The sequence below is a fragment of the uncultured Reyranella sp. genome (assembly GCF_945957355.1).
GTDB lineage: Bacteria > Pseudomonadota > Alphaproteobacteria > Reyranellales > Reyranellaceae > Reyranella.
This window is the reverse complement of the sequence record NZ_CAMFKM010000010.1, coordinates 73,480-86,316: the sequence shown is the minus strand read 5'-3', so window position 1 is coordinate 86,316 and position 12,837 is coordinate 73,480. Positions and strand designations below refer to the sequence as shown.

Sequence of the window (12,837 nt, the reverse complement as noted above, 5' to 3'; positions counted from 1 at the left end):
GAGGGGAGGAAGCATTGCTTCGCCTCGAAGCCGTCGCGCGGGACGCCTTTCATGCGAGCGTGAATGCGGCATCGGAAGCGATTACGCACGCGGGTGGCTGGGTCTCCGGCCATTCGCTGCTCTCCGACGCGATGGCCGTCCTCCAGTTCGAGGTTCCCGGCGACCGGTTGCAGGAGCTGGTGGCGGAACTCGGCGCACGCGGCTTGAAAACAGAACTTCCTGGTGATGTGTCGGCTCGCGGCAAGGATCTCACTGGGCGCCTGACCCTCTATTTCAGTGGGGCCAGCGGACACCTGCGGCGCGATGTGCCGCCGTTTCAGTGAATCGGATTGGGAAGCTGAAGGAACGTCGGGAGCGGCCGAATTGGGGTCATGCCCAACTGATGCGACCCGCAGGGACCGCTCCCGCCGTGCCGTTCGCGTCTGCCGCTATGCCGATGCCCGAACGATTGCCTCGACAATCACCGCGGCACGTTGCTTGGGTGGATTCATCAAAACCTCCCTGCTGAACGTGACGCTTGAATTCACGCACCGGCGGGCCCGGCTGTCAACGGCGATTCGCGACGGCGGACTCGCCGGCCGGTGGATGCGGTGCCATTATCGCGCCTTCGCAGTCGAGGCAGGCGTAGCTTGGTTCCCAGCAAGAAAAAGCCCGTGGTCGGGGTGATCGGCAATTCGGGTGTGATCAACGACCGCCACAACGTCCAGCTCGTGGGTCAGCGCAACATGCGGGCGGTCGCGGACGTCGCCGGGGCGCTGCCGCTGATGTTCGCCGGCACTCCTGACATCACCGACATCGAGGCGCTGCTGGGCGCTGTCGACGGGATCCTGCTCACCGGCGCCCGCGCCAACGTCCATCCGACGCGCTTCGGGGCCGAGCCGCATCCCGCCCACGAACCCTACGACCAGGAGCGCGACGCGATGGCCTTGTCGCTGATCGATGCCTGCGTCGAGCGCGGCGTGCCGATCTTCGGCATCTGCCGCGGCTTCCAGGAAATGAACGTCGCCTTCGGTGGCTCGCTGCATCCCGAGATCCGCGAGATTCCAGGGCGCATGAACCATCGCATGCCGCGACTCGAGAATGGCGAGGTCCATCCCGATCCCACCGTTGTGTTCGCCGACAGGCACGAGGTGCAGCTGGTCAAGGATGGCTATTTCGCCCGGTTGCTCGGCTGCGAGTGCATTCGCGTGAATTCGCTGCATGGCCAGGGTATCCTCGACCCCGGCAAGCGGATCGCCATCGAAGGCGTAGCGGAGGATGGCACGATCGAAGCCATCTGCATCAGCGACGCGCCCGCCTTCGCGGTCGGCGTCCAATGGCACGCGGAGTACGACCCGCAGACCAACCCGATCAACCGCGCCTTGTTCCGGGCTTTCGGCGAGGCACTTCGCTCACGTGCGGCGCGTTAGACGCTGACCGACGTTCCGGGTTGCGACATGCGTGAATTTGTGTAGCGTTCTCAACAAGAGCGGACTGAATATTCCGCCATACCCCGAGAGGCAGGGGTGGAGGTGTTGGATATCTGGGAGGCGATGATGAGCGGAATGGATGAGCTGTGCGCAAACGGGTGTGTCTCGTCACGATCCTCTAGATCAGTTGAAGCCGCTCGGCGGCGGGCTAGGGCCCGCCGCAGGTGAGGGCGCCCACTCAGCCTTGGAGCAGCGTCGTCGAGCTGGCGCTGCGCCGTGCCCAGCAGGCTTGTTCCCTGGTGGCGCTGCAGTGTCGCCGGCTCAAGCTCTGTCAATCAACCGAACCCTGCTTCGCCCTGCGCGTCTGGGCCGATGTTCAGATGCTCGTGATTGCCTTGCGGCAACTGCGGCGGAGTGTCGAACTCGCTGCACTCGTCCCCGCGTTGCAGGACGGCTTCATCCGGGCGCTTTCCGAGTTCGATGGCCCGTTGCCCGATCTGTGGAGCATGCACAGCGTCGAGGAGCATTTCGAGACCGTCCCTGTGCCGGATGTCGAAGCCTGGGATGGTCGTGTGTTCTCCTGGGCGGGCGGCTCCTTGAATGTCGATGAGGCTTTGCAGGCAGCGGAGCGTCTGCTTGCGGCAATGATCGGCCTCGGGGCGGCGAATTCCGAGGCGCTTGCGTCGCCGGGATAGAACCCCGCTGAGAATCGCGGCACACTCTCCGCGACATGACGGACAAACTCAGAGTGGGATTGGCGCAGCTCAATCCCAAGGTTGGCGACGTGGCGGGCAATCTCGCCAAGGTGCGTGCCGCCCGTGCGGAAGCGGCGCGGCAGGGCGCCGATATGGTGCTGTTCCCGGAGATGGTGCTGTCGGGTTATTTCCCCGAGGACCTCGTCCTCAAGCCGGCCTTCCAGCAAGCCTGCCAGGAAGCGGTCGAGGCGTTGCGTGCCGACACGCTGGATGGCGGTCCCGCCCTGTTCGTTACCACGCCGTGGCGCGAGGACGGCAAGCTCTACAATGCGATCGTCGCGCTCGACAAAGGCGAGATCGTCGGCAAACGCTACAAGGTCGACCTGCCGAACTACGGCGTATTCGATGACAAGCGCGTCTTCGCGCCGGGCCCGATGCCCGGCCCGCTCGTCTTCCGGGGCGTGCGGATCGGAGTTCCGATCTGCGAGGATGTCTGGACGCCCGACGTCGTCGAATGCATTGCCGAGACCGGCGGCGAGATCCTGCTGGTACCGAACGGCTCGCCCTACGAGGCCGGCAAGACCGACGTGCGTGTACAGCTCGGCGTCAAGCGCGTGATCGAGAGCGGCCTGCCTTTCGTCTATCTCAACCAGGTCGGCGGCCAGGACGAGGTCGTCTACGACGGCGCTTCCTTCGTGCTGGGGGCCGACCGGTCGTTGAAGGTCAAGCTCGCCTCCTTCGCCGAGGAAGTCACGACGATCGAGTTCCGCCGCGGCGCCGGCGGCTGGGAATGCCAGCCCGGCCCGATCGCGCGCGAGATGGATCGGCTGGAATCGATCTATCAGGCGATGGTGCTCGGGCTGCGCGACTATGTGAACAAGACCGGCTTCCCCTCGGTGATCATAGGTCTGTCGGGGGGCGTCGATTCGGCGATCACCGCGGCGGTGGCGGCCGACGCGCTGGGCCCCGATCGTGTGCACGCGATCATGATGCCGTCGCCCTATACGAGTCGCGACTCGCTGGAAGACGCCGAGGCCTGCGCGCGATCGATCGGCGTGCGCTACGACATCGTCGATATCGGGCCGGCCATGGAGGCGTTCCGGGGCATGCTGACGCCGCTGTTCGGTAACAGGGCGGAGGACGTGACCGAGGAGAACATCCAGAGCCGCGCCCGCGGCGTCACCCTGATGGCGGTGTCGAACAAGCTGGGCGGCATGGTGGTGACGACCGGCAACAAGTCGGAGATGGCGGTGGGCTACGCCACACTCTACGGCGACATGTGCGGCGGCTTCAACGTGCTGAAGGACGTCTACAAGACGACCGTCTTCGAGCTCTGCCGCTGGCGCAACGCGCATCTGCCGGCGGGTGCGCTGGGCCGTCCGGGCGCGGTGATCCCGCCGCGCATCATTGAAAAGCCGCCCTCGGCCGAACTGCGGCCCGACCAGAAGGACTCCGATTCGCTGCCGCCGTATCCGGTGCTCGACGCCATCCTGAAGGGCCTGATCGAGCGCGATCTCGATACGACGGCATTGGCAAAGGAAGGCCACGACCCCGCGATCGTGGATCGCGTGTGGCGACTGCTCGAAGGCGCCGAATACAAGCGCCGCCAGGCGCCGCCCGGCGTCAAAATCACCTCTCGCAATATCAGCCGCGAGCGGCGATATCCGATCGTGAACGGGTTCCGGGGATAGGCGCGGGAGTTTCGATGTGAACGACGATCTCGGACGCCTGGCGACGCGCGAATATGACGTGACGCTGCCCGACGGCACGCAGGGCAGGCTGGCCTTCGCCCTGTGCGATCTCACGAAGGACAACGCGCTGGCCCACCATGCGCGACGCCGGCAGGCGGTCGCCTTCGGCCTGCTGAGCTTCGCGGAGCTGCCGGATGCACCTCGGAACGCACTCCTGTGGGTTCGCACGAAGGACGGCATGGAGATGACGACGGCCGATGGCGACGACCAGCCGGGTGGCGACCTGCAACGCCTCGTCGCGCGCCACTTCATCGTGTTCTTCGACGAGGTCAAGGATCTCGCGCCCGAGCTGGCGACGTTACCTTTCCATCTCAAGGATGCTTCGTGATGCTGATCGTCCAGATCTCGGACCCGCACTTGAAGGCGGAGGGCGAGCTGCTCTACGGCCGCATCGATACGCAAGGCTTCCTCGAGCGGGCGGTGGCGCATGTGAACGGGCTCGATCCGCGGCCCGACATCGCCCTCGTGACGGGCGATCTGGTCGACAAGGGCGCGCCCGCCGAATACGCCAACCTGAAGCGCCTGCTGTCGAGACTGCAGATCCCTTTCCACCTGATTCCCGGCAATCACGATGCGCGGGACGCGCTGCGCGAGGCATTTCCAGAGCATGACTACCTGCCGCAGACCGGCTTCCTGCAATACGTCCTGGACGACCAGCCACTGCGCCTGATCGCCCTCGATACACTGGTCGAGGGCAAGGGCCACGGCGCGCTGTGCGGCGAGCGGCTGGACTGGCTCGAGGCCCGGCTGGGCGAGAGCGACCGTACGACGCTGCTCTTCATGCACCATCCGCCCTTCGATGTGGGAATAGCGGCGCTCGATGCCGCCCGCCTGCTCGAAGGTGGGGACCGGCTGGAGGCCCTGGTCAGGGCGCACGGCAACATCGAACGCGTGCTGTGCGGCCACGTCCACCGGCCGATCCAGGTTCGCTGGGCCGGTACGATGGCATCGATTGCGCCCAGCACGGCGCATCAGGCGACACTGGATCTGCGCGACGGCGCCGGCCTATCGATGACCATGGATCCGCCGGGCGTGGCCTTGCATCTCTGGCGGCCCGGCACCGGCGTCGTCACCCATCTGAGCTATGTCGGCTCCTACGAAGGGCCGCGTCCGTTCCGGTGACGGTCAGGCCCGCAGGTCATCGGGTGTTGGAACTCGGGCCACGTTTATCCGTTTCGGGGACAAGATGGTTGCGACCAACACACAGGGACTGATCAAGAGGCTCGGTCCCGGCGTGATCACCGGTGCCGCCGACGACGATCCGAGTGGCATCGCGACCTACTCTCAGGCGGGTGCTCAAGCGGGCTTCGGTCTTCTGTGGACGGTCGTTCTGACCTGGCCGCTGATGGTCGCGGTCCAGTCGGTCAGTGCACGCATCGGCCGCGTCACGGGCAGGGGCCTGGCGGCCAATATGTGCCGAGCCTTTCCCCGGCCCGTGGTACTGGGCATCGTCCTTCTGCTTTTCGTCGCGAACACCATCAATATCGGCGCCGATCTCGCGGCCATGGGTGCGGCGGTGGCGATGCTCGCGGGCGGTGGCCAGGTGATCTTCACCTTCCTGTTCGCGGTCGCCTCGGCCCTGGCGATCGTGTTCATTCCGTACAGCCGCTATGTCGGCTTCCTGAAGTACCTGACCTTCTCGCTGTTCGCCTATGTCGGCGTCGTCTTCACCGCACACATCGACTGGCGCGCCGTCGGGTTCGGCGCCCTGGTGCCGAAATTGGCCCTCGACAAGGACACGTTGATGCTGGTCGTCGCGGTGTTGGGCACCACGATCAGCCCCTACCTCTTCTTCTGGCAGAGCTCGCAGGAAGTCGAGGATGAAGAGGGCGATGCCGAGGCGGGGCCGCTCACGGAGCATCCGGAGCAGGCGTCGCGCGAACTCACGCGCATCGGCTGGGAGACCGGCATCGGTATGGCGGTGTCGAACCTGGTTGCCTTCTTCATCATCCTGACGACGGCGGCTACCCTTCACGCCAACGGCAAGACGGATATCGAGAGCACGCAGCAGGCCGCCGAAGCGTTGAGGCCGATCGCGGGCGACGGGGCGTTTCTGCTGTTCAGCCTTGGCATAATCGGTACCGGCCTGCTGGCGGTTCCGGTCCTCGCCGGGTCGGCGGCCTATGCATTGGGGGAGGTGCGGGGCTGGCGGATCGGACTCGAGCACGGGTTTGGCGAGGCGCGGCCCTTCTACATCACCATTGCGGTGGCGATCCTGGCGGGTCTCGGCGTGGTGCTGCTGCCGATCGATCCCATCAAGGCGCTGATCTGGAGCGCGGTCCTGAACGGCGTGATCGTAGTGCCGATCATCGGGGCGATGATGATCGTGGCGTCCCGCCGCGAGATCATGGGCAAGTTCACGGCGACGCCCTGGCAGCGCGCGCTGGGTTGGCTGACGCTGGCACTGATGGCAGCCGCCGCCGTCGGGATGTTCGTGTTGATGTAGAAATCACCGCGCCGTAAAGGGGGGACATGAAGCTCTATTCCGGTCCGCTCAGCATGTTCGGCGCCAAGGCCGAGATCGCCCTTCGCGAGAAAGGCTTCGCGTTCGACCTCGAAATGGTGCCCTTCGAGATGAAGACGCTCTACGAGCCGAAGCATCCCGAGGTCGTGCGCATCAATCCCAAGCGCCAGGTGCCGGTGTTGATCGACGGCGACCTCGAGCTCTTCGATTCGACGCAGATCTTCGAATACCTGGAATCGCTGAAGCGCGATCCCGCCCTGTGGCCGTCGGAGCCGATGGCGCGTGCCCGGGCGCGGCTGCTGGAGCACAAGTCCGATGAGGTCTATTTCCCGCACGTCGTCCGGCTGATGAGCGATGCCCGGGCGCCGGGCGCCCACGATGCGGCGGCACGCTTTTACGAAGAGATGGAGCGCACGATCGGCGGGCAGGAGTGGATCGCCGGCGCCTACAGTTATGCCGACATCGCTTTCTACATGGCGCAGCTCTTCGGCGAGCGGATGGGTGCGCCGGTCCCGGCGGGTCTGACCCGGCTTCATGCCTGGCGGGACCGCATGAGCGCGCGGCCGGCGGTGCGGCAGGTTGCGGGCGCGATGGGACGCTACCTCCTGTCGATCGGGCGCACCCTGCCCCCCTTCATGAGCAAGCTGGGGCTCTGATCATGACGACGACCAGGATCCTGTTCCTGCCCGGCGCCGGCGGATCGCCACACTTCTGGAAGGCGGTCGATGCGGCCCTGCCGGCGGACTGGCCCAAGCAGCATTTCGGCTGGCCCGGCCTCGGCGACCAGCCGCACGATCCGGCGATCCGTGGCCTCGACGACCTGAAGCGGCTGGTCACGGCCAAGATGGACGGTCCGGTCGACCTCGTTGCGCAGTCGATGGGCGGCGTGCTGGCGGCGCAGATCGCGCTGGAGCATCCTGGGCTCGTGCGCCGGCTGGTCCTCTGCGTGACGTCAGGCGGCGTGGACATGGAAGGGTTGGGCGCCTCGGAGTGGCGGGCGGACTATCGCAGGTCGTTCCCGAAGGCGGCGGCGTGGATCACCGATGTCCGCAGTTCGGCGCCGCTCCCGGTCGAGAAGATCGCGGCGCCAACGCTGCTGATCTGGGGCGACAGGGATGCGATCAGTCCTGTGGCGGTCGGCCAGCATCTCGCGTCCCGCCTGCCGAACGCGCATCTGGAAATTGTCCCGGGCGGCGACCACGACGTGGCCAGCACCCATGCCGACCACGTTGCGCGCCTGATTGCGAAGCATCTCTCCTAGAGCGCCCGTCGTCTCGACCGGAGTTAGCTACGGCTTCACGGTCTTCTTCAGCACCGACTCGTAGACCTGCAGGATCGCCGAACTGTCGTTGTTGCCGAGGCCCATGCGCCGGGCCATGCGTTGCAGGTTGTGCGTCGCAGAACCCTGCGGCAGAGGCACGTCCAGTTCGTCGGCCAGTTCCATCGCGAGGTGCAGGTCCTTGTGCGCCAGGTTGAGGGCGAAGGACGGCGGCGAGAACTGGCCCGAAAGGGCGCGCTCCGAGAACGACTTGAACACCGACGAATTGCCGCTCGAGCTCGCGATCACCTGGACGAGCTTCTGTGGGTCGAGTCCTGCCGTGACGCCCAGCATCAGCCCTTCGGCGGCGGCCGCGGCGTTGCAGAAGGCCATCATGTTGTTCACGAGCTTGGCGACCGTACCGGTGCCGAGTTCGCCCATGTGGATCACATTGGCGCTGAACGACTGCAGCACCGGCAGGGCGTCGTCGAACACCTTCTTGTCGCCACCCACCATGATGGCGATGGTCGCAGCCTCGGCGCCGACCGTGCCGCCGCTCACCGGCGCGTCGAGCATGGCGATGCCCTTGGCTGCCATGGCGGCACCGATCTTCTTCACCATCGAGGGCGCATTGGTGCTGAGGTCGATATAGGTCTGGCCCTTGGCGGCATTCGCCAGAATGCCGTCCTCGCCCAGGGTGACGGCCTCGACGTCGCGCGGCATGGGGAGCGACGTCATGACGATGTCGGCGCCCCGGGTCACCTCGGCGACGGACTTGGCCGCGCTCGCGCCGAGATCGGTGCAGGTTTTCACCGCGTCAGGGTTCAGGTCGAACACCGTGACCGAATGATTGCTGCGCTTGATGAGGTTGCGGCACATGGGGCCGCCCATGTTTCCGACACCGATATAACCGACCTTCATGGCTTCTTCCTCCCGGGACAACGGTGATGGGAGTATAGGACAGAAACTTCGGCCTCTCGCCACAGGGACGGGGGCACGGGCACGAGCGACGTGTCATGGCGCGAAACGGCCCGCTGCCAGTTGCGTTTGCCCGTCGTGATACCGGATGGATGGCATGGTGAAGGAGGGCGTGTGGGCGAGCCTTTGAACCGCGACGCGGCGCGTGCCCGTTCGCTGCGGCGGGTCAAGCTCGCGGCGACGCTGCTACTGGTGGCGACCGCTGCGCTGTTCGTCGTAGCGCGGCACTACGAGCCTCTTCACTGGGCCTGGGGGTATGTCGCGGCCTTCGCGGCGGCAGCTACGGTGGGCGGGCTGGCCGACTGGTATGCCGTCGTTGCCCTGTTTCGCCGACCGCTGGGTCTGCCGATCCCGCACACCGCGATCGTGCCGCGCAATCGCCACCGCATCGCGGAGAACCTCGGCGAATTCATCGAGACGAATTTCCTCGCGCCCCAGCCGGTCGAGGCGCGGCTGCGCGAGGTTGATTTCGCCGCCCTGGTGGCCGACTGGCTGAGCGACCGCAGCCGCAGCGCCGCGCTTGCGGGCTTTATCCTGCGCCTCGTGCCGCAGACCTTGTCCGCGGTCGATCAATCCGGTCTGAAGGCTTTCCTCGGCCAGCGGGCGATGGCGGAGCTGCAGCGGCTGGAACTCGCCCCCTTGGCAGCCGGGCTGTTGAGCGCGGTCACCGAGAAGGGCCGTCATCAGCGCCTGCTCGACGAGCTGCTGGTGGCGCTGGAGAAGGTGCTTGCCAACGAAGAGACGCTGGCGGCGATGCGCGAGAAAATCCGGCAGGAGTTGCCGGCGCTGTTCAATCTATATCGCGCCGATGCCTACCTGCTGCGCAAGATCGTCGCTTCGACCACGGCCTTCATCAGGGATGCGCGCGCCGACGGGAGCCATCCCCTGCGACAGGAATTCGACAGTTTCGTTACGGGCTTCATCGAGCGCCTGAGAACATCCGTCTCCTTTGCGCGACGCGCCGAGAGTCTGAAGCGCGATCTGTTGGCGCGACCGGAGATTGTGGCCCTGGCCGAGGGTGCCTGGGAAAGTGTGCGGTCCTTCCTCGAGCAGGATGCGCGTGCCGAGGACAGTCATGTTCGTCGGCAGCTCGAGGGAATGCTGGTCGATGTCGGCAGCCAGCTGGCGCGCGATCCCGCGATCCGCGCCGAGATCAACCGCGGCATGGTGCGGCTCCTCGCGGATTTCGTGCAGGGCCAGAAGAGCGGGGTCGGCCGCTTCATTGCCGATCAGGTGAAGTCCTGGGACATCGATGTGCTGATCGGCCGCATCGAGCTGACGGTTGGACGCGACCTGCAATACATCCGGTTCAACGGGGCGATGATCGGCGGGTTGGCCGGATTGGCCTTGCACGCGCTGGAGCAGGGGTTGAAGCTGCACCTGTAACCACAGGAGGTTCGGATGGCCGATCAAGCGCAAGCCTTCACCGACATGTTCAAGAAGTTCGGCGAGCAGCTCAAGGTGGCGCCCTTCGACATGACGAAGTTCATGGAGCACCACCAGAAGAACCTGGAAGCCATGAACAAGTCGTGGCAGGCGATGGCCGAAGGTGCGAGCGGGATCGCGCACAAGCAGAAGGAGATCTTCGAGGCCGCCATGAAGGACATGGCCGAGATGGCGCAGTCCTACAAGCCGGGTGGCAATCCTCAGGACGTACTGGCCAAGCAGGCCGAGTTCGCCAAGAAGGCGATGGAAGCGGCGATCGCCAACACCCGCGACATTGCCGAACTGGTTCAGAAGTCGAGCACCGAGGCCTTCAAGATCGTTCAGGACCGGATGAAGGAATCCTACGAGGAAATCCGCGCTTCGGTCGAGAAGAAGTCGTAGCGGGAGCGAGGGCAACCTGGGGTGGCGCGCAGGCGAGCGCACCACCTTGCGGATGCCGGAGAGACTCCGGGAGAGACGGTGTGGACCGCTTCTGGCTCAAGAACTATCCGCCGGGCGTGCCGGCGGACATCGATCCGACGGCCTATGCCAGCGTGGTCGCCCTGTTCGAGGAAAGCTTCTCGAAGTATCGCGAAAAGCACGCCTATGTCTGCATGGGCAAGGCGCTCACCTTCGGCGAAATCGACTCCCTGTCGAGCGCCTTGGCGGCATGGCTGCAGGGCAGGGGCCTGAAGCGCGGCGCGCGCGTCGCCATCATGATGCCGAACGTGCTTCAGTATCCGGTAGCGGTTGCCGCCGTGCTGCGGGCAGGCTTCATCGCCGTCAACGTCAACCCGCTCTATACCGCCCGCGAACTCGAGCATCAGCTGAAGGACTCCGGCGCCGAGGCCGTCATTCTCCTCGAGAACTTCGCGACCACCCTGCAGCAGGCCGTCGCCCACACCGACATCAAGCACGTCGTTGTCGCGTCCATGGGCGATCTCCTTGGTTTTCCGAAAGGCCTGATCGTCAACTTCGTCGTCCGCACGATGCGCAGGATGGTGCCGGCGTGGTCGCTGCCCGGCCATGTGACGTTCAACGACGCCGTGAGCGCCGGCCGCAGCATGATGCTGCAGAAGCCGCAACTCGGTCCCGAGGATGTCGCCGTCCTCCAGTACACGGGCGGCACGACCGGCGTGTCGAAGGGCGCGACCCTGCTGCATCGCACGCTGGTCGCCAACCTGCTGGCCTCGGAAGCCTGGATGCAGCCCGGCCTGCATCGCCGGAAGATCAGCGGCCAGACCACCATCGTCTGCGCCCTGCCGCTTTATCACGTGTTCGCGTTCGTGACCTGCGGTCTGCTCGGCATGCGCACCGGCGCGCTCAACATCCTGATTCCCAATCCGCGCGATCTGGCCGGCACGATCAAGGATCTGGCAAAGTACAAGATCAACATCTTCCCGGCCGTGAACACGCTCTTCAACGGGCTCGCCAACAATGCGGAGTTCGCGAAGCTCGACTTCTCCGAGCTGGTCATTTCGAACGGCGGCGGTACAGCGGTACAGGAGGCCGTGGCGAAGAAGTGGCTCGCCGTCACCGGCTGTCCGATCTGCGAGGGCTACGGCCTCAGCGAGACTTCGGCCGGCGTCACCTGCAATCCCACGGACTCCGAGGTCTATACCGGCACGATCGGACTGCCATTGCCCAACGTCGAGATCCGCATCCTCGACGATGCCGGCAAGGACGTGCCGCTGGGAGAGCGCGGCGAGATCGCGATCCGTGGGCCGCAGGTCATGCGGGACTACTGGCAGCAACCGGAGGAGACCGCGAAGGTCATGACGCCGGACGGCTTCTTCAAGTCAGGCGACGTCGGCATCATGGACGAACGCGGCTACACGAAGATCGTGGATCGCAAGAAGGACATGATCCTGGTCTCGGGCTTCAACGTCTATCCCAACGAGGTCGAGGAGGTCGTCGCGGCCCATCCCGGCGTGCTCGAATGCGCGGTGGTCGGCGTCCCCGACGCGAATTCCGGCGAAGCGGTGATGCTTTTCGTGGTGAAGAAGGACCCCAACCTCACCAGGGAGGCACTGGCCGCCTACTGTCACGACGAGCTGACCGGCTACAAGCGGCCGAAGTACATCGAGTTCCGGTCCGAGCTGCCAAAGACCAATGTCGGCAAGATCCTGCGGCGTGAACTGAGGGACGGAGCGGTCGGGAAGACTGCGTGAGCCGGGCAGGAACCTGCAACCCGCCGCCAGATTCCACGTTCTGAGGCCAGGAATTTTTCCTGGAGGAGGAACCCTCGATGAACGCCCCGAAGCTTTTGGCCGCCGCATCACTGGGTCTGCTGGCCGCCGCCTGCAGCAGCACGACCTACGAAACCCGCACGGCCAGCACCCCCTATGCGGTGAGCAGTTCCGAACAGGCCTGTATGGACTATGGGTTCCGTCCGGGCAGCGACAGCTACAATCGCTGCGTCTCGCGCGAGGCCGCTGCCCGTGCGCAGGGCCGAGTCCCGGTCGGCTATACGGTCGCCAGCCTCGACGCCGATGCCCGCAATGCCTGCTATTCCTACGGCCTGACACCCGGCAGCCCGGCATACGATCGTTGCGTGGGGCGTGAAATCGAGGCCCGCCGCTACCGCGACCAGGCCTACGTGACGGCGGTTCCCGCACCGTCCGCCCCTTACTCGACAACCACTTACTACATGACGGCTCCGGCCGCCCCGACCTATTACGGCCCGGCTACGACGGTCTCGACCACTACCTACAGCACCCCGCCGGTCGCCTACCAGCCAACCCCGCCCGCCGGCGTTGAGGCCTTCCGCGACGAGTATGGTTTCCGCTATGATGGTCAGGGAAACAGGCTCGACCGCAACGGCAACATCATCAGCCCGCAGTCGACCGTACGATGA

General features: G+C 65.5%; 14 protein-coding genes. 13 read left to right on the top strand and 1 reads right to left on the bottom strand.

Translation table 11 applies throughout. The annotated features are described in order from the left end of the window. Positions 1-14: 14 nt before the first annotated feature. From Q0Q48_RS17215 to Q0Q48_RS17175, 9 genes are all read left to right on the top strand, one after another. Positions 15-323, top strand: coding sequence for a hypothetical protein (locus Q0Q48_RS17215; RefSeq protein WP_295140049.1), 309 nt, complete (start codon positions 15-17; stop codon positions 321-323). A gap of 306 nt (positions 324-629) precedes the next feature. Beyond that, positions 630-1,409, top strand: a complete 780-nt coding sequence (locus tag Q0Q48_RS17210; RefSeq protein WP_295140047.1) for a gamma-glutamyl-gamma-aminobutyrate hydrolase family protein — start codon at positions 630-632, stop codon at positions 1,407-1,409. Positions 1,410-1,633: 224 nt separating this feature from the next. Next, positions 1,634-2,104: a hypothetical protein gene (locus Q0Q48_RS17205; RefSeq protein ID WP_295140045.1), complete on the top strand. Its 471-nt coding sequence runs from the start codon at positions 1,634-1,636 to the stop codon at positions 2,102-2,104. Positions 2,105-2,139: 35 nt separating this feature from the next. Further along, entirely contained in the window at positions 2,140-3,795 is a 1,656-nt protein-coding gene (locus Q0Q48_RS17200) for an NAD+ synthase (RefSeq protein WP_295140042.1), read from the top strand. Between the two features lie 16 nt (positions 3,796-3,811). Continuing rightward, a complete protein-coding gene (locus tag Q0Q48_RS17195; protein WP_295140041.1) occupies positions 3,812-4,183 on the top strand; it encodes a hypothetical protein in 372 nt (123 codons plus the stop codon). Continuing rightward, entirely contained in the window at positions 4,183-4,977 is a 795-nt protein-coding gene (locus Q0Q48_RS17190) for a phosphodiesterase (RefSeq protein WP_295140327.1), read from the top strand. The genes Q0Q48_RS17195 and Q0Q48_RS17190 overlap by 1 nt, the downstream gene beginning before the upstream one ends. Before the next feature lie 64 nt (positions 4,978-5,041). Then, positions 5,042-6,301 (top strand): Nramp family divalent metal transporter, encoded by a 1,260-nt coding sequence (locus Q0Q48_RS17185; protein ID WP_295140039.1) that lies wholly within the window; start codon positions 5,042-5,044, stop codon positions 6,299-6,301. A gap of 26 nt (positions 6,302-6,327) precedes the next feature. Continuing rightward, a complete protein-coding gene (locus Q0Q48_RS17180; RefSeq protein WP_295140037.1) occupies positions 6,328-6,975 on the top strand; it encodes a glutathione S-transferase family protein in 648 nt (215 codons plus the stop codon). Positions 6,976-6,977: 2 nt separating this feature from the next. Further along, entirely contained in the window at positions 6,978-7,580 is a 603-nt protein-coding gene (locus tag Q0Q48_RS17175) for an alpha/beta hydrolase (protein WP_295140036.1), read from the top strand. 27 nt (positions 7,581-7,607) lie between these two features. On the opposite strand, the gene Q0Q48_RS17170 is transcribed toward Q0Q48_RS17175, so the two are convergent. After that, positions 7,608-8,498: an NAD(P)-dependent oxidoreductase gene (locus Q0Q48_RS17170; protein ID WP_295140034.1), complete on the bottom strand. Its 891-nt coding sequence runs from the start codon at positions 8,496-8,498 to the stop codon at positions 7,608-7,610. A 171-nt stretch (positions 8,499-8,669) separates the two neighbouring features. Between Q0Q48_RS17170 and Q0Q48_RS17165 the strand changes: the two genes are divergently transcribed. The 4 genes from Q0Q48_RS17165 (at position 8,670) to Q0Q48_RS17150 (ending at position 12,837) form a co-directional block, all read left to right on the top strand. Further along, positions 8,670-9,941: a DUF445 family protein gene (locus Q0Q48_RS17165; protein ID WP_295140033.1), complete on the top strand. Its 1,272-nt coding sequence runs from the start codon at positions 8,670-8,672 to the stop codon at positions 9,939-9,941. Positions 9,942-9,956: 15 nt separating this feature from the next. Beyond that, complete coding sequence (gene phaP, locus Q0Q48_RS17160) at positions 9,957-10,382, top strand: phasin family protein (RefSeq protein WP_295140032.1); 426 nt, start codon at positions 9,957-9,959, stop codon at positions 10,380-10,382. A gap of 80 nt (positions 10,383-10,462) precedes the next feature. Beyond that, entirely contained in the window at positions 10,463-12,151 is a 1,689-nt protein-coding gene (locus tag Q0Q48_RS17155) for a long-chain-fatty-acid--CoA ligase (RefSeq protein WP_295140030.1), read from the top strand. A 77-nt stretch (positions 12,152-12,228) separates the two neighbouring features. Then, positions 12,229-12,837 carry a hypothetical protein gene (locus Q0Q48_RS17150; protein WP_295140028.1) on the top strand — a complete coding sequence of 203 codons (609 nt, stop codon included), beginning with the start codon at positions 12,229-12,231 and terminating at the stop codon, positions 12,835-12,837.